The organism is Bacteroidota bacterium (assembly GCA_036522515.1).
GTDB lineage: Bacteria > Bacteroidota > Ignavibacteria > UBA10030 > SZUA-254 > VBOC01.
In genome coordinates, this window is record DATDFQ010000019.1 from 141,935 (window position 1) to 164,034 (window position 22,100).

19 protein-coding genes are annotated in these 22,100 nt (G+C 60.1%); 12 read left to right on the forward strand and 7 right to left on the reverse strand.

Annotation, left to right across the window (positions count from 1 at the left end):
- Positions 1-66: 66 nt before the first annotated feature.
- The 3 genes from larE to VI215_03220 are packed head-to-tail and all read left to right on the forward strand — an operon-like array spanning position 67 to position 4,311.
- A complete protein-coding gene (larE, locus tag VI215_03210) occupies positions 67-915 on the forward strand; it encodes an ATP-dependent sacrificial sulfur transferase LarE (protein ID HEY6191315.1) in 849 nt (282 codons plus the stop codon).
- Positions 912-4,082 (forward strand): biopolymer transporter Tol, encoded by a 3,171-nt coding sequence (locus VI215_03215; protein HEY6191316.1) that lies wholly within the window; start codon positions 912-914, stop codon positions 4,080-4,082. The genes larE and VI215_03215 overlap by 4 nt, the downstream gene beginning before the upstream one ends.
- Before the next feature lie 7 nt (positions 4,083-4,089).
- Positions 4,090-4,311, forward strand: a complete 222-nt coding sequence (locus VI215_03220) for a hypothetical protein (GenBank protein ID HEY6191317.1) — start codon at positions 4,090-4,092, stop codon at positions 4,309-4,311.
- A 130-nt stretch (positions 4,312-4,441) separates the two neighbouring features.
- On the opposite strand, the gene VI215_03225 is transcribed toward VI215_03220, so the two are convergent.
- The 3 genes from VI215_03225 to VI215_03235 all read right to left on the reverse strand — a co-directional run bounded on the left by VI215_03225 (position 4,442) and on the right by VI215_03235 (position 6,963).
- Positions 4,442-4,732: a GIY-YIG nuclease family protein gene (locus VI215_03225; protein ID HEY6191318.1), complete on the reverse strand. Its 291-nt coding sequence runs from the start codon at positions 4,730-4,732 to the stop codon at positions 4,442-4,444.
- Between the two features lie 64 nt (positions 4,733-4,796).
- On the reverse strand, positions 4,797-6,290 hold the full coding sequence (locus VI215_03230; protein ID HEY6191319.1) for an ATP-binding protein: 1,494 nt from the start codon (positions 6,288-6,290) through the stop codon (positions 4,797-4,799).
- Between the two features lies 1 nt (position 6,291).
- Positions 6,292-6,963, reverse strand: a complete 672-nt coding sequence (locus tag VI215_03235) for a heavy metal response regulator transcription factor (protein ID HEY6191320.1) — start codon at positions 6,961-6,963, stop codon at positions 6,292-6,294.
- Positions 6,964-7,185: 222 nt separating this feature from the next.
- Between VI215_03235 and VI215_03240 the strand changes: the two genes are divergently transcribed.
- From VI215_03240 to VI215_03255, 4 genes are all read left to right on the forward strand, one after another.
- On the forward strand, positions 7,186-8,043 hold the full coding sequence (locus VI215_03240) for a TRAP transporter TatT component family protein (protein ID HEY6191321.1): 858 nt from the start codon (positions 7,186-7,188) through the stop codon (positions 8,041-8,043).
- 20 nt (positions 8,044-8,063) lie between these two features.
- Positions 8,064-9,104: a TRAP transporter substrate-binding protein DctP gene (gene dctP / locus VI215_03245; GenBank protein ID HEY6191322.1), complete on the forward strand. Its 1,041-nt coding sequence runs from the start codon at positions 8,064-8,066 to the stop codon at positions 9,102-9,104.
- Positions 9,105-9,130: 26 nt separating this feature from the next.
- A complete protein-coding gene (locus tag VI215_03250; protein ID HEY6191323.1) occupies positions 9,131-9,649 on the forward strand; it encodes a hypothetical protein in 519 nt (172 codons plus the stop codon).
- Positions 9,650-9,811: 162 nt separating this feature from the next.
- The gene (locus VI215_03255; protein ID HEY6191324.1) at positions 9,812-10,846 is read left to right on the forward strand and encodes a methyltransferase; all 1,035 of its coding nucleotides are present in this window, start codon (positions 9,812-9,814) and stop codon (positions 10,844-10,846) included.
- 52 nt (positions 10,847-10,898) lie between these two features.
- Here VI215_03255 and VI215_03260 read toward each other — a convergent pair whose 3' ends face one another.
- A complete protein-coding gene (locus VI215_03260; protein HEY6191325.1) occupies positions 10,899-12,632 on the reverse strand; it encodes a family 10 glycosylhydrolase in 1,734 nt (577 codons plus the stop codon).
- 192 nt (positions 12,633-12,824) lie between these two features.
- Between VI215_03260 and secD the strand changes: the two genes are divergently transcribed.
- From secD to VI215_03285, 5 genes are all read left to right on the forward strand, one after another.
- Complete coding sequence (gene secD, locus VI215_03265) at positions 12,825-14,726, forward strand: protein translocase subunit SecD (protein ID HEY6191326.1); 1,902 nt, start codon at positions 12,825-12,827, stop codon at positions 14,724-14,726.
- Between the two features lie 22 nt (positions 14,727-14,748).
- Entirely contained in the window at positions 14,749-15,717 is a 969-nt protein-coding gene (secF, locus tag VI215_03270) for a protein translocase subunit SecF (GenBank protein ID HEY6191327.1), read from the forward strand.
- Positions 15,692-16,033: an STAS domain-containing protein gene (locus tag VI215_03275; protein ID HEY6191328.1), complete on the forward strand. Its 342-nt coding sequence runs from the start codon at positions 15,692-15,694 to the stop codon at positions 16,031-16,033. Before secF ends, VI215_03275 begins: the two co-directional genes overlap by 26 nt.
- 75 nt (positions 16,034-16,108) lie before the next feature.
- Positions 16,109-17,395, forward strand: a complete 1,287-nt coding sequence (locus tag VI215_03280; protein ID HEY6191329.1) for an adenylosuccinate synthase — start codon at positions 16,109-16,111, stop codon at positions 17,393-17,395.
- Positions 17,396-17,399: 4 nt separating this feature from the next.
- Positions 17,400-18,626, forward strand: coding sequence for a HAMP domain-containing sensor histidine kinase (locus VI215_03285; GenBank protein ID HEY6191330.1), 1,227 nt, complete (start codon positions 17,400-17,402; stop codon positions 18,624-18,626).
- Between the two features lie 135 nt (positions 18,627-18,761).
- On the opposite strand, the gene VI215_03290 is transcribed toward VI215_03285, so the two are convergent.
- The 3 genes from VI215_03290 to VI215_03300 are packed head-to-tail and all read right to left on the reverse strand — an operon-like array spanning position 18,762 to position 21,906.
- A complete protein-coding gene (locus tag VI215_03290) occupies positions 18,762-20,861 on the reverse strand; it encodes a M1 family aminopeptidase (protein HEY6191331.1) in 2,100 nt (699 codons plus the stop codon).
- 32 nt (positions 20,862-20,893) lie between these two features.
- Positions 20,894-21,427 (reverse strand): hypothetical protein, encoded by a 534-nt coding sequence (locus VI215_03295; GenBank protein ID HEY6191332.1) that lies wholly within the window; start codon positions 21,425-21,427, stop codon positions 20,894-20,896.
- Positions 21,424-21,906 carry a DUF2085 domain-containing protein gene (locus VI215_03300; GenBank protein ID HEY6191333.1) on the reverse strand — a complete coding sequence of 161 codons (483 nt, stop codon included), beginning with the start codon at positions 21,904-21,906 and terminating at the stop codon, positions 21,424-21,426. The genes VI215_03295 and VI215_03300 overlap by 4 nt, the downstream gene beginning before the upstream one ends.
- Between the last annotated feature and the right edge of the window lie 194 nt (positions 21,907-22,100).

Consider the following 22,100-nt stretch of genomic DNA (forward strand, 5'->3'; position numbering starts at 1 on the left):
GCGGCCGGAGGCCTTGCAAACGAAGGATGCGGAACCGAATTGCGGGAACCGCCTGTTTCTATCCCCATGACCCCTGACCTCCTCAGAAAATACGAGCTGCTCCGGAACATTCTCCGGGAGCTCGGCAGCGTCGTGATCGGCTACTCGGGAGGCGTGGACAGCACGCTTCTGTTGAAGGCGGCGGTCGACGAACTGGGCGATCGCGCCCTGGCGGTCATCGGCCGGTCGGAAACATACCCGACCCGCGAGTATGAAGAAGCCGTCCGCGTCGCGCTGGAGTTCGGAGCGAGGTTCGAGGAAGTCCGGACCGAAGAAACCGACGACCTGAAGTTCAGCGAGAACCCGGTCGACAGGTGTTATTTTTGCAAGACGGAACTCTTCTCCAAGCTCCACGGGATCGCCGCGGCGCGCGGGATCCGGTGGATTGCCGACGGCACGATTACCGACGACCTGGGGGATTTCCGTCCCGGGATGAAGGCGAAGAGCGAGCAGAACGTCCGCTCGCCCCTTCTCGAGGCGGGGATGTCCAAGAACGATGTGCGCGAACTTTCGCATGAGCTCGCGCTCCCGACCTGGAACAAGGGATCGTTCGCCTGTCTCTCGTCCCGCTTCCCCTACGGGTTCCCCATCACGAAGGAGGCCCTCCGGAAGGTGGACGACGCCGAGAGCCTGTTCAGGGACCTCGGGTTCCGCGACTTCCGCGTCCGGCACCACGACGAGAAAACCGCGCGCATCGAAGTGGGCGCCGGGGAGCTCGCGCGGCTCTTCGACGAGGAGCTGCGGACGTCGGTCGTGGCACATCTGAAAAAACTCGGTTTCACCTACGTCACGCTCGATCTCCAGGGGTACCGGACCGGCTCGATGAACGAGGTGTTCCGCAGGCTTGGGGTTCCGAAACCCGAAACCCCGGCATGAAGACCCTCCGCGCCTTTCTCCTCCTCGCCCTCCTCGCCGCCGCCGCCGCCGCGCAGAGAGCTCCCGCGCAGGCCACGGTGTTCGGGAAAAACAAGGTTCAGTACAAGCACTTCAACTGGTACTATATCCAGTCCGCCCACTTCGACGTCTACTTCGACCAGGGCGACGAGTACATAGCGGACTTCACCGCGGATATCGCGGAATCCTCCTACGAGGCCATCGGCAAGTCGTTCCGGTACCAGCTCACGAACCGCGTGCCGATCATCGTCTACGATTCGCACAACGAATTCCAGCAGACGAACGTCGTGAACGAATACCTCGAGGAAGGGATCGGGGGCGTCACCGAGCTGTTCAAGAACCGCGTCGTGCTGCCGTTCGAGGGCGACTACAAGAAGTTCCGGCACGTGATCCATCACGAGCTCGTCCACGCGGTCATCAACGACATGTTCTACGGCGGATCGATCCAATCGATCATCGCGAACAACATCACCCTCCAGCTCCCCCTCTGGTTCAACGAGGGGCTCGCCGAGTACGAAGCGCTGAAGTGGGACACGAATTCCGACATGTTCATGCGTGACGCCACCATCCACGAATACATCGTGCCGATCGACTACCTGAACGGGTACTTCGCCTACCGCGGGGGGCAGTCGGTGTGGAACTATATCACGACGAAGTACGGCGAGCAGAAGATCGCCGACATCCTCTCGCGCATCAAGGGGACCCGCAGCGTCGACGCGGGATTCAGGAGCGCGATCGGGTTGAGCGTGAGCGAGCTTTCCGAGCGGTGGCAGAAGGATCAGAAAGTGCAGTACTGGCCCGACATCGCGAAGCGCGAGGACCCCGCGGACTACGCGCGCCGCCTGACGGACCACAAGAAAGACGGCAGCTTTTACAACACGAGCCCGAGAATTTCCCCCCAGGGCGACAAGATCGCGTTCATCTCGAACCGCGACGATTATTTCGACGTGTTTATCATGAGCGCCATCGACGGAGCGATTCAGGACAAGATCGTGAAGGGCCAGCGCACTCCGGACTTTGAAGAGCTCCACCTGATCACTCCCGGGATGACCTGGTCCCCCGACGGCAAGCGGCTGGCGCTCGCGGCCAAAAGCGGCGACAAGGATGCGATCATCATCATCGACGCCAACTCCGGCAAGGAGGAGAAGCTCGAGTTCGAACTCGACGGGATCTTTTCGGTCGACTGGTCGCCCCCCTCCCCCGACTCGACCCCGAGGGACGACCGGATCGCCTTCGCGGCCGCAAAAGGGGGGAGATCCGATATCTATGTGTACGACCTTCAGACCCGCGAGCTGAAGAACCTCACCGACGACATCTTCAGCGACGGGGATCCGTCCTGGTCGGGCGACGGCAACGCGATCTTCTTTTCCTCCGACCGGAACGACCACCTCGACCCGGCCGCGGTCCCGCGCGGGTTCAAAATGCAGCGGTACGATTTCGGGCAATCCGACATCTACCGGCTCGACCTCCCCACCCGTAAGATCACGCGGATCACGGATGATCCGAACAGCGACGAGACCTCTCCGGTGGCTTCGCGCGACGGCAAGCACCTCCTCTACATCTCCGACGTCAGCGGGATCAACAACGTGTACGCGAAGGACCTGGACAGCGGAACGGTCCGGCCCCTGACCAATTCGATCACGGGGGTCTACCAGCTCTCCCTTTCCCAGGACGGATCGAAGCTCACCTTCAACTCCCTCACCGACGGCGGGTTCGACGTGTTCCTGATGCGGATGCCGTTCGAACGGACGCTGAAAGTGAAAGAGATCGAGCCGAGCGAATTCATCAAGCGGCTCCGCCAGCCCGCCGTGCGGACGGAGACGGCCGAGGCGAAAAAGGAAAGCCTGAAGGTGGGGAACGACATCGTGGTGCGCGGGGAGGGGAGGGACTCCACCAAACTCTACGGCGACGAGGTCAAGATCGACCTCCGGAACTATGTGTTCAACGACGTCTTCCGGGAGGGCCGGGAGAAGAAGCCCGACTCGGCGAAGACGTTCGCGATCACCGACAACCTCGATTCGACGGGGAATTACAAGATCAACAAGTACAAGCTGAACTTTTCACCCGACATCGTCTACGGGAACGCCGGCTACAACACCTTCTACGGCGTGCAGGGATCGACGCTGATGGCCTTCAGCGACATGCTCGGCGACCACCAGCTCTTCCTCCTGACCAACCTGCTCTTCGATCTGAAGAACAGCGATTACGCGCTGGCCTATCTCTACCTGCCGAAGCGGATCGATTACGGGATTCAGGCGTTCCACAGCGCGCGGTTTCTCGTCCTCGACGACAGCGTCAACGGGTCGAGCCTCTACCGGTTCAGGAACTACGGGGTGACCGGGCTCGCCTCCTACCCGCTCACGCACTTCGAACGCCTGGAGTTCAACCTCTCATGGTACAACATCACCAGGGAAAACGTCGACCTGACGTTCCAGCCCTCCCAGCGGCGGAGCCTCATCCTCACGGAGCTCAGTTATGTCCACGACAACAGCCTCTGGGGATTGATCGCCCCCGTCAACGGCGACCGCTACAACCTCTCGGTGCTCGCGAGCCCGAAGATCGGGGGTGAAGCCCTCGGATTCTACACGGTGACCGGCGACTACCGCACCTACTTCCGGCTCTGGAAAAATTACACGTTCGCCTTCCGGCTCGCCGGAGGGGGAAGCTTCGGGGAGGATCCGCAGCGGTTCATCGTGGGGGGAGTCGACAACTGGATCAACCGGCAATTCGAGAACGACCACATTCCGATCGACAACGCGGAGGATTACGTGTTTCTGACCTCGGGGATTCCTCTCCGCGGCTATAATTACAACGCGAAGATCGGCACCAAATACGGGCTGATGAACATGGAATTCAGGTTTCCGTTTTTCGGATATTTTGTCGCCGGCCCGCTTCCGATATTCTTCCAGAGCCTCAACGGCGTCATTTTTCTCGACATGGGATCGGCATGGTCGGGGAGGGACGATTTCAAGGGAATCGACAGGGACGCCGGCGGCAACCTCTACATGAAGGACCTCCTGACGGGAATGGGCTACGGTGTGAGGGTCGTCTTCCTCGGATTCCTCCTCAAGTTCGACGTCGCCTACGCCTTCAACCTGAAGGACTTCTCCACCCCGAAGTTTTATTTCTCCCTCGGACCGGACCTCTAGGAATCCGTTGAGCAGAGCATTCATGAAGGAGAGCGACGGCATGTGGCTCTCCGATGTGGCCCCGACGATGAGCGCGCTTCTCGCATTCCTTGCGAACGAGAATAACGGAATCAGGGTGGTGGAGGAGCGCAGAAGCATCGACGCCCGGGGCCGCGAAGTCTTTCACATGACCAACGGGCTTGCCTACGTGAAGGACGACGAAGGGCGCTGGAGCGTCGCGAAGGAATAGGGGACGTCAGAGGTACCGGTAGCCGCAAGCTTTAGCTTGCGCCAAACCTAACGCGACCTAAAGGTCGCCCCTCACCCAGCGGTGTCATTCTGAGCGAAACGAAGTGAAGCGAAGAATCTCCGGCGTGTCGTTACTCGTACCATCCTTCACTCAGATCTCTCCACTTTGGATTACCAGACTCGATCAAGGCGATCTTTTTTTGTCTTGTCCACCCTTTGATGCGTTTCTCCGCAGTGATCGCACCAAGGACGTCGGGTGAAGAATCAAAATAGGCAAGCCTTGTACAGTTGTATTTGCTTGTAAATCCAGGGACAAGTTTGAGCTTGTGTTCCTGAACTCGTCGCTCAAGATTATTTGAGACGCCCGTGTAGAGGACACCCCGTTTTTTGTTGGTCATGATGTAGACAAAGTATTGGTTCATCTAAAGCCCCCCGAAGATCCTTCGCTTCGCTCAGGATGACAATATGAAGGTAGGCAGGTATGCTTTACAGCGGCAGGAAAACCGTGAACGTGCTCCCTTTGCCCACCTCGCTCTCCACGTCGATGTGCCCGCGGTGAAGCTCGGCGATCCACTTGGCGATCGCGAGCCCGAGCCCGCTCCCCCCCATCTCGCGCGACCGCGCCCGGTCGACGCGGTAAAAACGGTCGAAAATCTTCCCCAACTGGTCCCGCGGGATTCCGACGCCGGAATCCGCGACCCGGACCTTGATAAAACCGTTCTGCCGCTCCGAACTCATGCTGACCTGCCCGTTCTCGGGAGTGTACTTGATCGCATTGTCGAGCAGGTTGAGAAGCAGCTGGTGCAACCGCAGGCGGTCGCCCATGATGACCACATCCTCGTTCTTCCGCAACTCGACCGCGACGTTCTTTTTCATCGCGATGATCTTGCCGTCCTCGTAGAGCTCGGCCAGTAGGTCCTTCAGATGAACATCCCCGAACTGGATGTCCTGCTGGTTGAAATCGGCTTTCGACATCGTCATCAGGCCGTCCACGATGGAGGAGAGCCTGAGCAGCTCCTCGAGGTTGCTCACCAGGACGCGCCGGTATTCCTCCGGGTCCTTCGTGCTGCGGAGCGAGAGCTCGACTTCCCCGCGCATGATCGTCAGTGGAGTGCGCAACTCATGGGACGCGTCGATGGAGAATTGCTTGATCTGGTCGAACGACTGGCTGAGACGGGCGATCATCTCGTTGAACGTCGAGATGAGCCTCCCGATCTCGTCGTTGACGTCCCGTTCCGGAATCCGCTGGCTCAGATTATTGACCGTGATCTGATGGGCCGTTTTCGTGACGAGATCGACGGGCTTCAGGGATTTGTAGGCGAGGAGCCATCCGCCGCCGACCGACACCATGAGGGCCGCCGGGATGAGAATGAGAAAAATCGAAAAGAGGTTCGCAAGCGCGTCGTTCAGGTCCGCAAGAGGGTAGGCGACGAAAATGTCGAGATCGGGGGTCATGGTGGCCGCCACCCTCAGCTCCATCCCGTGCTGGTCGCGCAGGGTCTTGGTGATGACCGAATCGAGGCGGAGCTCAGGCGCCATGACGCTCTCCGCTGCCGCCATCAGGCTGTCTTCCCCGGGGCCGAACGACCGGAATTCTATCGCCCCCCAGTTCCGGTTCGTGACTTCGATCAGCGTTTTCTTCGGGTTCGACAACGCGTGCGCATAGACTTCCTGCCAGATCGCTTCGTCCACCGCCGTGGAATCGGCGGCATGCTCGCCCGCGGCCCGGGCGCTGTCGGGCACTGTCGGGACTGTCCGAGGGGGGAATGTTCTCCTCGCCGGCCTTCCCTTCGACCTCCGGAGCTCGATCGAACTCTTGACCCACACCACTTCGTTCCTCAGGGAGCGGTCGAGGTTCTCCGCGAGCCGCTCGCCCGAGTACATGTACTCGGTCAGGCCGAAGGCAACCAGGGTGGTGAGGAGAATGAACGAGTACCAGTAGATGAGCTTCGCGCGGATCGATCTGAACAGACTGACCACGCTAGTCGTCTTTCAGGACGTATCCGACACCGCGGATCGTATGGAGAAGTTTCGCCTCAAACCCGTCGTCGATCTTGCTGCGAAGGTGGTTGACATAAACGTCGATGACGTTCGTGCCGGTATCGAAGTTGTAATGCCAGATATGCTCCGAGAGGATGGTGCGCGTGAGGACCCGGTTGACGTTTCGCATGAAATACTCCAGGAGCGCGTACTCCTTGCCGGTCAGCTCGATCGAGGTTTCCCCCCTTTTCGCCTTATGGGCGACCGTATCGAGCTGGAGGTCGGCGATCTTCAAGAGGGTCGACTTTTCCAGGGCCCCCCGGCGGATGAGGGAGCGCACGCGCGCCACCAGCTCCGCGAACGCAAACGGCTTGGTGAGATAGTCGTCGGCCCCGGAATCGAGCCCCTCCACTTTCTCCTCCACCGCGCTCTTGGCGGTCAGCATCAGGACCGGGGTCCGGATCTGTTTCGACCGGAGATCTTTGAGCACGAGGATTCCGTCCTTCTTGGGGAGGAGGATGTCGAGAATGATCAGGTCGTAATTTCCGGCGGATGCCATGGCCTCGCCCTGGGCGCCGTCATACGCCACTTCGACGGCGTACCGTTCCTCTTCCAATCCCTGCTTCAGGAATTTCGCTACTTTCTTTTCGTCTTCAACGATCAGGATTTTCATGCGCCTCTTCGTCTGTGCGGCTGCGGGTAATATACCAAAGCGCCGGTTCTCAAGTGTTAAACGGAAATTAAAACTTTTTAATCTCAGTTCAAAACCATCCGGTGCTGCATGATTTATCCGATTCGACCGTCTGCGCGCTTCTCCTGGGGCCGCGTCACCCCGATGTGACGGGCATCCCTCCTCATTTTGCATCTTCCCGACATTTTGTATATTGCAGCGATTATGAAAGGCTTTTTCCTCATCTCAATTTCGACGATCGCATTTTCGGGCTGTTTCCAGCAAATCGCTGTCAGCTCGCTCGGGGGCATCATGCAAACCGGTTTTGAGGTGCTCAACCAGGAACAGGACCTGGAGCTTGCGGACCGGAGCATCGCCTCGAACCTCAAGCTTATCGAAACGATCCTCGAAAAGGACCCGGATAACACCCATTACCTTCTCCTCGCCTCGATCGGGTATTCCAGCTACGCGCTCGGATTCGTCGAGGACGACAGTATCGAGCGGGCCCGGCTTTTCTATTCGAGGGCCAAGGAGTTCGGGCTCCGTATCCTGCGCAGGCACGATCGGATTGCAGCCGGCCTGGGCCTCGGAATCGGGGATTTCGCGGCGTCGCTTGCCACGCTCTCGAAGGAGGACGTGCCGGCTGTGTTCTGGACTGCCGTCGCCTGGGGAAGCCTGATACGCTCCGATCTCAGCAATTCGGCCGGGATTGCCGAACTCCCCAGGGTGGAGGCCCTGATGCAATTTGTCCACGAAAAAGACCCCACGTTCTTCTATGGCGGGGCTGATTTCTTTCTCGGCACCCTCTATGCGAGCCGCTCCAACATGCTCGGCGGGGACACGGCGCGCGCGCGCGGGTATTTTGAGGATTGCCTGCGGATCAACGGGGGAAAATTCCTGATGACCTACATCTATTACGCCCAGACGTACGCCTACCAGACCCAGAACAGGGAGCTCTTCGAGCGCTGCCTGACCGCGGTGGACACGGCGTCGATCGATATCCTGCCCGAGTCCAGGCTCTCAAATGCGATCGCCAAGAAGAAGGCCAGGCTCCTCCGCTCCCATATCGAAGAGATCTTCTGAACCAATTGACGGGAATCCGAATGAACCGCATCCGAACATGTATGGCCGCCCGCTTGTGCGCGCTCCTTCTCGTCGGCCTCGGGGGGCTTTCCGCCCTCTCCGCCCAGCCGCAATATACGATCAAGTTTGCCACGGTTGCGCCCGACGGGAGCCCCTGGATGACCGTCATGCGGGAGTTTGACCGCCAGATCCGGAAGGAAAGCGGAGGCCGGCTCGGATTCAAGATTTACCCGAACAATATCCAGGGCGACGAGAAGGACGTCCTCCGGAAGATCAAACTCGGCCAGCTCCAGAGCGCGGGCATCACCGGGAACGGGATGACGACAATTTCCCGGCCGCTCAGGATCCTCGACGCTCCCTTTCTGTTCAAGTCGGCGGATGAAGCCGATGCAATCCATAAGGAATTCGACGCGGAGTTCAACAAGGCGTTTGAGGAAAACGGGTTCGTCAACCTGGGGTGGGCGGAGGTGGGCTTCATCTACGTGTTCTCGAACACGCCGGTCCGCAGCCCCGATGATCTGAAGAAAGTCAAGATGTGGATGTGGGAAGGGGATCCGATCGCGGAAGCGGCGTTCAAGACGATGAACGTCAGCCCCATCTCTCTTTCGATCACGGACGTGCTGACCTCCCTCCAGACGAACCTGATCGACGGCTTTTACACTTCGCCCCTCGGGTGCATCGCCCTCCAGTGGTTTTCGCGGTCGAAGTATATGCTCGACGTGCCCCTGGCGAACGCCTCGGGAGCGGTGATCATCTCCCGGAAGAAATTCGAGGAGTTGCCGGCCGACCTCCGGGAGATCCTCCTCCGGAACGGGGCGATCTACATGAAGAAGCTGACCGACGTGAGCCGCCGGGAAAATGAGAAGGCGATGGAAACGCTCAGGAAAAACGGGATCACGATCGTTGAACCCCCCTCGCCGGAGGCGTTGCGAAGTTACGAGGAGATCGGCCGCAAGTCGCGGCGCCTGCTCGTCGGCAACCTCTATTCCCAGGACCTGCTCGACCGGGTCGAACGGGCCGTGGCCGCCTACCGGACCGGCAAGCGAGGCACCTCGAAATAACGGATTAATTCAAGGAGAGCTCCCCGATGAAAAAACTCATTGTCCTGATACTCTTCTTCGCCTCAGCGGCTTACCCTCAGGGCGGCGGCCATCTCATCGAAAACCCGCTGAAAGATATTCCGAAATGGGTCCGGAATGAATTCGCTGCGAGGCACCTCGATCAGCGTTACACCATCGTGTTCCGGCTCTATCCGCGCATACTCCGCGGCGACTTCAACGGGGACGACAAGCGGGACGTTGCCATCCAGATCGAAGAGACTTCGAGCGGCATGCTCGGCGTAGCGATCTTCCATACCAAGAAGGTTCAAGCGCTCTTTGTCCCGGTCTCGATCCTCGGGGCCGGCAAGCAGATCGGAAAAGCGGGTGACGATTTCAAGTGGGTCGAAGTCTGGAGCCTCCATCGCCAGCATGCCACGCTCTCCGGCCGGAAGACGTCGATGCCTGAATTGTCCGGAGATGCGCTCAGAGTGGGTAAACGCTCGGGGAAGAGCGGCCTCCTCTACTGGGACGGGAAGAACTATGCCTGGCATCAACTTTCCAAGTAGGGGCGCGCTCATCCCCCGGTATCGCGGCACAACTCTCCAACTCGTCATGCTGACATGCTCCAGGTCAGCATCTTCCAACGCTTTTAGAAAAAGCCCGACCTAAAATATTTCGGGATGACGTGTGGGAGTGAAGTGGAGCCAATAGGCTATCCCCACTAGGCTATGAAGAATTTCAGATTTGCGGAGCGCCTGGCCGCCGATCTTAATCTCCTCCCGGCGGCGCTCTACGATGCCTTCCCGGCAGTCCTCTTTGGCCGGGTGCTGGTTCTTGCCTCCCGGCTCAGCGTGTTCGAAGCGCTCGACCGGGGCCCCATGACAGCCGGGGAGGTATCCTCGCGGCTCGAACTCCCCCGGCAAAGCGCCGAACTGATCCTCTCCTCGCTCGAAGCGAAATCCTACCTCCGCAGAAAGGGCGAGCGCTATACGCTGGCTCCCCAGGCAAGGAAATGGCTCCTCAAAAGTTCCGCGCATTACATGGGACATTTTCTGAGGTATATCGAGTTGCTTCACGGCCGTTGGATGTCCCTCGAACTATCTCTGAAGTCGGGAGCTCCCGAACAGGGTTACGCCGCCACCTTCACATCCGCCGAGTGGCTGATCTACACCGACGGGATGATGGACCTTGCGAGGCTGATCGCGCCTCGCCTCCTTCCGCACCTCACGCTCCCGCGGACGGCGAACTCCCTTCTCGATATCGGCGGCTCGCACGGGCTTTACTCGATTGAACTATGCCGGCGCTCCCCCCGGCTGCGGGCCACAATCGCGGATCTGCCCCCGGTGCTCGAGCGGACACGAGAAATCGTACGCGAGCACGGGCTCTCGGACCGTATTTCACTCCTGCCGTGCGACCTCGCCTCGTCATCCTTCGCGCCCGCCGGGTTCGATGCCGAACTGATCTTCAATGTTGTTCACGGTTTCGCGGCCCGGGAGAACCGGGATCTCCTCGCCAGGGCGGCTTCCGCCCTGACGCCGGGGGGACGGCTCTTCATCCTCGATCAGTTCAAGCGCGAACAGAGCAAAGGCGCGGACAGACTCCTCCCGCTGATGGTGGGGATCAACCTGCTGAACGAGGCGGGAGGAAACGTCTATGATGCGGGCGAAGTCATGGGGTGGTGCCGCGAGGCGGGCTTCGCCGAAGTCAGGTTGAAGCGGCTCTCTCTTCCGGGGGTGGGGTTGATCATAGCTGACAAAACCTGACAAGGTCGGTTCCGTAAGGGGACCCGCGACCTTTCGGTCGCGTCCGCCTTTCCTAATTCTGAATTCTGAACGTCCTGCTGGCGGAGAGAGTCCCGGCGACGAGCTTGAGCGAATAGACTCCGGCTTTGAGCTTCGAAAGGTCGCCCGACGCGACGTACCGGCCGGGGAGCTGAGAGGCCCGCACGAGGTCCGCGACCGGGCGTTCGTGTTCATCGAGAATCGACAGCCTGACCGGACCCTCCTGACCGAGCTCGTAGGGGATGAAGAGGATCGAAGAGGCCGGTTCCGGGTAGGCTCTGCCCAGCCTGAAGGAGGGAGCGATCCTGCCGAGCGCTTCCACGATCTCGGGAAGGAGCGCGCTCGATTCCACCGGCGCGCTCTCGTTATTTCCCTTGTCGAGAGCCGAAACGGCGTAGAAATACCGCGCGGAAGCGGGATGGATCACCGTGTCGGACATGCGGGTGGCCCCGTTCCGGAGAAGCGCGATGAGATTTTCCGCGGCGCCGACATCGACCGGCGAGGAGGTCGACCGGTAGACGGCATACGAGCGCGCCTCATCGCCGTCGGCCGCCTCACGTGGCGGAGCCCATTCCAGCCTGAACCCGCCGCGCACGGCTCCTGTCACAGCGAAAGACGCCGGAGGGTTCGGGGGAATCGAGTCCTTCCACCTCATGGCGGGGATGATCGCGAGAGTCTTGTATCTCCCTCCCACCTCCAGCGAACGTTCGATGTTCCCGTAACGGAAAAACGAATTCCCGGGGAAACCGAGAGAGCGCGTCACATCGATCATCTGCGGTATTTGGTCGAACACCTCCGGCTTGTAGGCGCCGATGCCGAGATAGACCTCCCGGCCGTACGTGTGGAGAGCCCAATCTTTCGCCACCACTCCAAAATCGGGGCTTCCGGGACGGGCACCGAACGGCCAGTAGGTCTGGGGAACCAGATAGTCCTGCTTGCCTTCCCGGAGCCACTCCCGCGAATCCTGATAGAGGTCGGAGTAGCTCTGAAGACCGCTCACGTTCGGGATGTTCGAATAGATCCCGATCGGGGCGGAGCCGACTTTAAGCATCGGCTTCAGGGAGGTTGCCGAGTCGTAGAACGCCCGGACGAACATGTTAATGTTTTCCCGCCTCCAGTCCTCCTTCGACATGGTCCCCCCGTACTTGCGGAAGGTGCTCTCGTCGGGAAAGAGCTTCGCCGGATAACGGAGGAAGTCAAAATGAATCCCGTCGATGTCATAATGGCGAACGAGGTCCATCGCGACGTTCAGCACATATCGCCGCGCCGCGGGGACCCCGGGATCGAACCACCACTCTCCTTCCGCAAGCCGGACCCAATCGGGATGTTTCAGGATCACGTGCGGAGGGCTCGTTTGGGGGGGAAGGGCCCTCCCGCTCCTTGCATAGAAGGTGTTGAACCAGGCGTGGACTTCCATTCCGCGGGCGTGCGCCTGCTCGAGAACGAGAGCGAGCGGATCCCAACCGGGATCTTTGCCCAGGACCCCCGTCAATTGCTGCGACCATGGCTCGTACCCCGAACGGTACATCGCATCGGCCCTGCTGCGGACCTGGAAGAAGACGGTATTATAATGCGCGGCCGCGAGCCGGTCGATGATCGCGACAAGACTTTGCTTTTGCTCGGAAACGTCGTACGATTTCGGCCAGTCGAGTCCGTTCACCGTGGTGATCCAGACAGCACGGACTTCGCGCACCGGGGTTGCGCATCGCGCGGAGGAGGCGAGGAGTGAGAGCGAGAGGATTGCGGCGCCAACGCGCGTTCGATTCAAGAGCCGGCCGGGTTCAGAATTGGTTTCGGGGTCGGAATTGCCGAAACAATATAGAGGAGTGGAGCCCGAGAGTCAAGCGGATTAGCCCGTTTTTGATTGACTTTCAGGTAAATTTACGTTATATTTTTACCCGGTGTTTGCTCAAATCATCGGCAAATCAACTTTTTCCACCAAGGAGTTCAGAAGGCCTACGTGAAGAAAAACCGCGGTCGAACGTTGTTCATCGTAATTGCCGTCGCTGTCTCGCTGTACTTCCTCTACCCGACCTACAAAGACTACAAGTACACCAGTGAGCTTCGAAGTTTAACCGGCGCCGACAGCCAGAAGTACGCGGAGGAGCATGAAACCGCCATCAAGGACGCGCGGCAGAAGCGGATTAAGCTCGGACTCGACCTCCAGGGAGGGATGCGGGTGGTGCTCGAAGTGAATGTCCTGAAGCTCATCGAGGACCTCGCGAAAAACAAGGACGATGTGTTCAATTCCATCATGACCGAGGTCCGGGCGGCCGCGAAGACCTCGGACCAGGACGTGATCGACCTCGTGGCCGAGCGGTTCAGCGCGAAGCAGGTGCGGCTCAGCCGGTATTACGGGAGCTTCCGGGACGCCGACGACGACGTGATCAAGAAGTTGCGGCAGGACGCCGGCGATGCGGTCGATCGGGGGATGGAGATCGTGCGGAACCGCGTTGACCAGTACGGTGTGTCCGAGCCGTCGATCCAGAAACAGGGAAGCCAGCGGATTATCGTCGAGCTTCCGGGCGTGAGCAAGGAAACCGAAGTGCGCCAGCTCCTCCAGGGAACGGCGCTGCTCGAGTTCAAGCTCCTGATCGAGCCCGAAATCGCCCTCAAAGTGTACGAGTCGATCGACAAGGCCCTCGGCGGCAAGCCGATGAACGACTCGACATTGACCGATTCCACCACGGCCGATTCGTCAAAGAACGTCGCCGCGAACGAGACTCCCGCGGGCGCCGACAGCTCCCTCATTCCGCTTTCGACGGAACAAACCAAAGCGCAGGAGAAGGCGAAACTCGACCATCCCTTCTTTGCGCTCGCGAACCCCTTCCAGCAGGAAAACCAGGCCTGGAGCGGCCAGCTCTATTCAGCCGAAGAGGACAAGGGCAAGGTCATGCGCATCCTGACGAGGCCCGAAATTCAGAAGATTCTTCCCTCGGACATGGGATTCGTCTGGTCGGCAAAGCCTTCCTTCATCGCGGACGCCAAAAAGTTCTACGCGCTCTACGCGGTGAAGAAACAGGCCGAGCTTACCGGCGGCGTGATCGTGAATTCGCGCGCCACGATCGACCCGCAGTATAACACCTGGGTCGTCAACATGGAGATGAACAGCGAGGGAGCCCACGATTGGGCCCGCATCACCGGGGCCAACGTGAAGAAGCGGATCGCCATCATCATGGACAACGCCTGCTTCTCGGCCCCGACGGTGATCACCAAGATTACGGGCGGAAACTCGCAGATCACCGGGATGGAGAGCGGCGACGAAGCGAAGCTTCTCGAAATTGTGCTCAAGGCGGGCGCTCTACCGGCCCCGGTGGAAATCATCCAGCAGGCGACCGTCGGACCGTCGCTCGGAGAAGACTCGATCCGCGAGGGGATCTGGTCTTCGGTCCTCTCCCTCGCCCTGATCATCGTGTTCATGATCATGTACTACAGCACGGGCGGCACGATGGCCGATATCGCCCTCGTCTTCAACATGATCTTCATGCTGGGGGTCCTCGCGGCGTTCCAGGGGACGCTCACGCTCCCCGGCATCGCGGGCGTCATCCTCACGATGGCGATCGCGGTCGACGCGAATGTCCTCATCTTCGAGCGGATCAGGGAAGAGTCCGTCACAGGAAAATCTCTTCTCGCGGCGATCGACGCCGGCTACGACCGCGCGTTCAAAGGCGCCATCATCGACGCCCACCTGACCGCCTTCATCACGGGGATCATCCTCTATGAGTTCGGAAGCGGACCGGTCCAGGGCTTCGCGCTGACGCTAATGATCGGCCTCGTCGCGAGCGTGTTCAGCGCCGTCGTGGTGAGCCGGGTCATTATCGACCTCCTGATCGAACGCGGAACCCACGTCAGCTTCGGCTGAACCATCCTCAAGGAGCATAGAGATGCGATTTTTCGGTAAGACAACGATCGACTTCATGGGCAAGCGGAAGATGTGGTACGCCATTTCGGGCACCATCGTCCTCCTCGGCTTTATTTCGCCGGTCATCAAGGGGCTCCACTTCGGCATCGATTTTCTCGGCGGCACGGAGATGATCATCCAGTTCCGGCAGCCGGCGGATATCGGGAAGATACGCTCGATGATGGACAACGCGGGTTTCCAGCGGTCGGAGATCAAGGCGTACGGAAAAGAGAATACGATCCTCCTCCGGACGGAGACGCAGGGTGAAGGCACCGTCATCGGAGACAAGATCAAAACGGCTCTCCAGCAAACCTTCCCGGACGACAACCCGAAGATTCTGCAGGAACAAAAGATCGGGCCAAAGGTCGGGGCGGAACTGCGGAGAAACGCGCTCCTGGCGGTGATCTTTTCACTTGTGGCGATGGGCATTTACGTCGCCTTCCGTTTCAAGTTCATCTACGGCATCGGCGCCATCGTCGCCCTCTTCCACGACGTCATGGTGACGCTGGCCGCCATCTCCATTCTCGACGGCCTCTCCCCCTATACGAACTTCGAGATCGATCAGAACATGATCGCGGCCTTCCTCACGATCATCGGCCTCTCGATGAACGACACCGTCGTCATCTTCGACCGGATCAGGGAAAACCAGAAGATCTTCCGTTCCATGGGGCTGATGGAGCTCATCAACAAGAGCCTCAACGAGACGCTGAGCCGGACGATCATCACCTCCGGAACCGTCTTCATCATCACGGTGATCCTCTTCTTCTTCGGCGGCGAAGTGATCAGGGGGTTCGCCTTCGCGCTCACGATCGGAATCACCACAGGCACCTATTCTTCGATCTACATCGGCAGCGCGATCGTCCTCGACTATTCCAACTACAAAACGGGCAAGAAGCTCCGTCCCCCCGCCGCGGAAAAAATCTCCTATGAAACTATCAACCAGGGAAGCTGACGGGGTCACGATCGTCGGCCTCGAGGGAAGCGTCCTGGGGGGACCCGACGCGACCGACCTGAACGAGACCCTGCACAAGCTCGTCGAGAAGAACAAGAAGCACGTGCTCCTTGATCTCTCCGGCGTGCAGACGATGAACAGCTCGGGCCTCAGCATGCTGATCGCCGCGCTCACGACGATGCGGAACGCCGGCGGCGACCTGAAGCTCGCCGCGGCCTCGAAGAAAATCGAGAGCCTCCTCGTCATCACGAAACTGAGCACCGTCTTCGAGCTCCACCCCACCGTGAAGAAGGCGATCGCGAGCTTTGCCGCGTAAGCTTCCGAAATCCAATGGCATCCAAACTCCGATGGGAAACTGAATCTCATCGGAGTTTCAATTTATGATGATCCCATGCCGGTTCAGGTGATCGTGGGCGCCCAGTGGGGCGACGAGGGAAAGGGAAAGATCGTCGATCATCTCAGCGAGAAGGTCGACATCGTCGCGCGCTACCAGGGGGGCGCCAACGCGGGGCACACCGTGGTCATCGGCGGGCGGGAGCATGTCCTGCACCTGATCCCCTCGGGGATCTTCCATCCGGAGGTTGCCTGCGTCATCGGCAACGGGGTCGTGATCGACCCGATCGCCCTGATGGCCGAGGTGGCGCAGCTTCGCGCCCTGAACATCGACCTTGCCGGCAGGCTGCTCATCAGCCACAACGCCCACCTGATCATGCCCTACCACAAGCTGCTCGATTCGATCCATGAACAGTCCGGGGAGCAATCGGGCGAGAGGATCGGCACGACCGGAAGGGGCATCGGCCCCGCCTACATCGACAAGTTCCTCCGGGTCGGGATCCGGATCGTCGACCTGCTCGACCGGGATGTCTTTGTCACGAAGCTGAAACGCAACATCGCCGAGAAGAACCGGATCCTCAAGCGCATCTACGGGGAGACCGAACTCGACGTCGAGAAGATCGTCTGCGAATATGAGGCGTTCGACAAGGAGATCGACCCCTATGTGACCGACACCGCGCTCTACCTGAACGGCGCGCTCGGCGAGGGGAAGCGCATTCTCGCCGAAGGAGCGCAGGGCGCACTCCTCGATGTCGACCACGGCACCTACCCGTTCGTCACCTCGTCCAATCCCACGAGCGGGGGCGCCTGCACCGGACTTGGAATCCCCCCGACCGCGGTCACGTCGATCCTCGGCGTGGTCAAGGGGTATTCGACGCGCGTGGGAAACGGGCCGTTCCCGACAGAGCTGACCGGCGAGACCGGAGACCGGTTGCGGGAGACCGGAGGCGAATACGGCGCGACGACCGGCCGGCCGCGCCGCTGCGGGTGGTTCGACGCCGTCAGCGTGCGCTATTCCGCGATGATCAACGGCTTGAGACAGATCGCGATCACGAAGCTCGACGTCCTCGATGCGTTCGAGCGGGTCGAAGTCTGCACCGGCTACCTGCTCGACGGCAAGCCGGTGAAAACCTTCCCCTCCGACGTGAAATCGCTCACGGCCGTGCAGCCGCAATACGAGACGCTCGAGGGATGGAACGCCCCCACCGGCGGCGTGAGGAGATACGCGGAGCTCCCCTCCCGCGCGCGGGCGTACGTCGAGGCGCTCGGGTCGCTCACCGGCGCCGAGGTGAGCATGATCTCGGTCGGCCCCGACCGCAATCAGACGATCCTCGTGAAGGAATGACCTGATGGCCGGACCCCGGTCGGCAAACATCAAGATCGTCCTGATCGCGCTGGCGGTGCTCATCGTCGTCGGCATCCTGATCTACACCCGCCATATCGTCAAGCAGCTGGTCGACCGCGAGCGCGGCATCGCGGACCTCTACGCCAAGTCGGTCGAGTTCATCGCGAGCCCGAACCGCCCCGCCGACAGGCTCAGCGACCAGCTCGACTACAGTTTCATCTTCGAGGAGGTGATCCGGTCGATCGATTTTCCGATGGTCCTCTCCGATCCCCACAACCACCCGTTTCCTCCCTACCAGACGAGCGCGAGGAACATCCCCTTCGACTCCACGCTCCCGCTCGACAAACAACGGGAGTTCTTCCAGCACGTCATCGACGAGCTCGATAAACAGAACCCGCCGATCAGGGTCGCGGTGCAGGAGTCGATCGTCGTGAATTACGTCCATTACGGGGAATCGGGGCTCGTCACGAAGCTCCGCTGGCTCCCCTACATCGAGATCGTCGTGGGCGGCATGTTCATCATCATGGGCTACATCGGCTTCAGCTACATCAAGCGGAGCGAGCAGAGCAATATCTGGGTGGGGATGGCGAAGGAAACCGCGCACCAGCTTGGCACTCCCCTCTCGAGCCTGATGGGCTGGATCGAGATGATGAAAGGGTACGCGGCAGACAACCCGAAGCAGCTTTCCACGATCACGGAGATGGAAAACGACCTCCAGCGGCTCCAGCAGGTCACCGAGCGGTTCTCCAAGATCGGTTCGAAGCCGAGCCTGAAGGAGGAAGACCTGCATGAAGTGATCGCGTCCATCATCGCTTATTTCAAGCGGAGGCTCCCCTCCCGCTTCGGGGAGAAGGCGAACATCGAGATTTCGATCGATACCGACGAGCACGTGAAGGCGAAGATCAACAAGGAGCTCTTCGGCTGGGTCGTCGAAAACCTGATCCGGAACGCCCTCGACGCGATGGAAGACGGCAAGGGAAGCATCACGTTTTCAATCTCCTCGAGGGGAAGCGCGATTACGGTCGACGTGAGGGATACCGGCAAGGGAATCGACATGAAACAGCGGCAGGATATTTTTCGGCCCGGTTACAGCACCAAGGTGCGCGGCTGGGGCCTCGGGCTCAGCCTCTCAAAACGGATCATCGAGACCTACCACCGCGGAAAGATTGCGGTGAAGGAAAGCAGGATCGGGAAGGGTACCACGTTCAGGATCAAGCTCGATAAGGGGTAACCGCAGCCTTTAGGCTGCGCCGATCTTTCGGAGACGGTAGCCGCAGCCTTTAGGCTGCGGTCTTTTTCCCGCCATGACACATCTCCACGATCAAAAGCCCGCAAGCTGAAGCTTGCGGCTACCGAATCTTCAAGATTACCTGATCTCCACCACCCTCTCTCCGTCCTTTACCTCCCAGATTCCGGAACCGATCTCATTCTTGCCCCGGGCGATCACCCACGAATGCTCGTAGGGTGAGAGAGCCGGCTTGGCGAGAACGCTCAGGGGCGCGACCCACACCAGAACACCCCGGTTCAGATAGGGGCTTTCGATGCACTGGAGAAGCGTGAGGGTGCTGTCGAAGATCGTCCCGCTCCGGAAGAGCCCGGTATCCTGTGCGCCCGGGCCCCGGAACCCCCCCGGGATCTCGACCGAATCGCCCCGGAATCCGATCGGGAACTTCGACGCCAGCTCCGCAACGGCGCTGTTCTCGGATGCTTTCCCGTACAGGAAGACCCGTTCGCTCTGGAGGTCCCCCAGCGTCACCTCGACGTCCCTCTTGATCGAGATCGACCAGGACGAAGCCGACATCTCTGCGGAATCCTTTTGGGCAAGCGCCATCAGCTCGGCGGCGTGCCCGCGCGTTCCCACGACGAGGAGGCCGTCGGCGGGGTCCCGCAAATCCGAGAGCGTGACAGGAAGTTTTTGATAGAGCAACAGGTCTCCGTCGGGATCGAGAACGGCGCGGTCCGGCTTTACGGACGAAATGATCTCGAAGGGCACGTCGTTTCTATAGACTCCGAGCGTGTCTTTGCCGAGCCAGACGGAAGTTTTTTGAATGCCGGCCGGGGATTGAACCCCCACATCGACAAGCGCCGTGTATTTCTCATACCCGACGACACGCACCCGGCCCCGGGTGCTCCATCTCCCCCCTTCGGCGCTCGACTTCACGTTGTAAATCTTGAGGCGCGGTATCCCGCGGTTTTTGACCCACTGTTCGAAAAACCAGTCGAGCGTTCTCCCGGAGATCTCCTCGGAGAGACGCCGGAAGTCGTCCAGACCGGCGTGCTTTCCGCCGAACCGGGAGGCATACTCCCTGTAGAGCCGGATGAACGCCGAATCGCCGAGGATGTGGCGGAGCATGTGATGGATGTAAGAGGCCTTCAGGTAGTGAGTCGGAAGAGACCGGAGGTCGGCTTTCCGCTGGAGCGGAAGGTCGCGCCCCTGCTCGGCGCGGAGGATCAGGGAGCGAAGAAGCGGGTGATGCTTGAGGGAATCGCGAACCGAAAGAGTCCCCATCGATTCATTGAAGAGAAGCGCCGAATAGTCGCACATCCCTTCGGAGAGGAGCGCGGCGTCCACATCGTCGTTGAACACCGTCATCGGCCACCACTGGTGGGCGATTTCGTGGGGCAGGATCGTCCGGACCTGGTTGAAGCGGTCCTCCGAGTGGAGCGTGACTTTCTTGATCAGCACCATGGTGGGAATCGCGGCGGCGAGGACCGCGCCTCCGCCGAGCCAGTCCTCGACCTCGACGATCTTCAGATCCGGAAACCGGTAGGGCGAAAATGTGCGGGAGTAGTAGTTCAGTACTTTCCCCGCGAGGCGCAGAATCCTCCCGGCATCCGCCGAATCCTCATCGAACAGGTGGACCGACACCGGATACCCCGAGCTGTCGTCCCGGCTCGACCGGTATTTCCCGGCGCAAATCCACCCGAGGGTCGGGATCGGTTTCTTGAGTTCGAACAGGTAGAGGGTGGAGTCCTTCAGCTCCTCCCGCCGGATGAGGGTTCCGACCGTCTGCGCTTCCCATCCTGCGGGCACAACCACTCCGAGCCGGACCTCCTCCAGTTCGCTGTTCCCGTGCGGGAGGAATTCCTCCTCCCTGAGTACAGCCCGGTCTTTCGTCAGGAGCGTGACATCAGAACGGAAGGCAAGCACTCCCGAATACCGGATCGCGCACCGGAGCAGAGTGTCCGGAGGGATGTCGTCGAGCCGCAGCGAATCGCCCTCCCGCTTGAAGCGGGACGAGCGCCCGCCGATGGCGACCCCCTCGACGTCAAAGACCGGAAGGAGGCGAAGAGTGATGTGACCCCGCCTCCCCGAAAGGCGGATCGTGAGCGTGTCGGAACAGGAGAGGGCATTCTGCCCGGGAAAAATCCGCACCATCGCCTGGTGCGCGACGATCCGGTATCCATCCCCCTTTTCGTCCGCCGAACGCGAGACCCATGGAATCAGGAAGAGCAGAGCCGTCAAGAACTTCGGGCCCGCCCCGCAGACCCCCCGGGTCATGAAGGCGGGGCCATCGGCGGAGGGAGTGGCATCTGCGGCGGTGGCAGCTCCTTCGGTTTCAGGATGCTGTATCCGATCAATCCCCCGAGCAAACCGAAAATAGTGTCAATTACCAGTGAACTTCCGAACTGGAACACCATGCGGAACCCCGAGCGGCCCTCCCTGATGCTCTCTTCTATCTTGTCGAGCAAATCCGGGGGAAACTGCAGGGAGCTATTCTTGAGCAGGTTGAGAAGCAACTCCCGAGCCACATCTCCGAAGATCGCGGCGAAAATGAGCGAGAGAATCGTCCCCACGAACGCGCCGACGACGCCCGCCATCGTTCCGACCGCAAGGCAGTCCGCGGAATTGAAGGGAGGCGAATCGGCTGTGAAGTTTTTCTTGTAAAACATCACGGCAAGAAAACCGCCCAGCAAAACGCCCGCGCAGCAGAGGCAATTCACCAGGTTGAGGAACGGGATGGAGGAAATAAGCCCCATGATGATCCCGCCGTAGAGCGCCGGAATGAATTTGTCGGGTTTTTGGTTCATGGATCGGTTCGGGGAAGTTTGCGGGGACGGTGAAAGAAACCGGAACAGGTGGAAACGAGGATGGGCGTGAGGATCGTTGCGGCGATGACGCCGAACCATCCCCCCGATCCCAGCCTGGTGAAGAGATTGCTCGCGTGAACGCCGAGGAGGTCGGCGCCGACGTCGAGAAGCATCGGAATGATCGCCGCGAGCCAGAACCACGCCGCCCCCATTCGCATCCTGCGGGAAAGAAATGGGCTCAGCAACACGCCCGCGAAGAATGCGAAATAGATGGCCGAGCAGCGGGCACAGACTGCCATCGGATATCCCGCGATGTGCAGCGAGCGGGCGTCTTCCTGGTGGCAGATATGCGAAAAGAAGGCGTACCCGTCTGCCGCCGGGGAGAAGCCCGCCGCCCGGGCAAGAGGTATTGCCACGAGAGCGGCGCACCAGAGGAAGACAGCAGCCGCGACAGCGAAGTAGAGGGGATAACGGCGCACCGGGAGTCGAATTTTTTCTAAGGTAGGAGAATTCGGAGAGATAATCAACATTGCGATTTGACTCACTAAAGATCTATTCCAAATGGGGTTGTTGCCTCACGTATATTTCTATTCCAAAATCAGTGGAGATTTTCGACCTTTTGGTAACCATTCCGAGAGGTCGATCCCATGGGACTTACTATGCGTGAGAAGCA

Bases quoted from the DNA above. Each gene is read 5' to 3' on its own strand.
- larE (HEY6191315.1), top strand. From the start codon at position 67: ATGACCCCTGACCTCCTCAGAAAATACGAGCTGCTCCGGAACATTCTC.
- VI215_03215 (HEY6191316.1), top strand. From the start codon at position 912: ATGAAGACCCTCCGCGCCTTTCTCCTCCTCGCCCTCCTCGCCGCCGCC.
- VI215_03225 (HEY6191318.1), bottom strand. From the start codon at position 4,732: ATGAACCAATACTTTGTCTACATCATGACCAACAAAAAACGGGGTGTC.
- VI215_03235 (HEY6191320.1), bottom strand. From the start codon at position 6,963: ATGAAAATCCTGATCGTTGAAGACGAAAAGAAAGTAGCGAAATTCCTG.
- VI215_03240 (HEY6191321.1), top strand. From the start codon at position 7,186: ATGAAAGGCTTTTTCCTCATCTCAATTTCGACGATCGCATTTTCGGGC.
- dctP (HEY6191322.1), top strand. From the start codon at position 8,064: ATGAACCGCATCCGAACATGTATGGCCGCCCGCTTGTGCGCGCTCCTT.
- VI215_03250 (HEY6191323.1), top strand. From the start codon at position 9,131: ATGAAAAAACTCATTGTCCTGATACTCTTCTTCGCCTCAGCGGCTTAC.
- VI215_03255 (HEY6191324.1), top strand. From the start codon at position 9,812: ATGAAGAATTTCAGATTTGCGGAGCGCCTGGCCGCCGATCTTAATCTC.
- secF (HEY6191327.1), top strand. From the start codon at position 14,749: ATGCGATTTTTCGGTAAGACAACGATCGACTTCATGGGCAAGCGGAAG.
- VI215_03275 (HEY6191328.1), top strand. From the start codon at position 15,692: ATGAAACTATCAACCAGGGAAGCTGACGGGGTCACGATCGTCGGCCTC.
- VI215_03280 (HEY6191329.1), top strand. From the start codon at position 16,109: ATGCCGGTTCAGGTGATCGTGGGCGCCCAGTGGGGCGACGAGGGAAAG.
- VI215_03285 (HEY6191330.1), top strand. From the start codon at position 17,400: ATGGCCGGACCCCGGTCGGCAAACATCAAGATCGTCCTGATCGCGCTG.
- VI215_03295 (HEY6191332.1), bottom strand. From the start codon at position 21,427: ATGAACCAAAAACCCGACAAATTCATTCCGGCGCTCTACGGCGGGATC.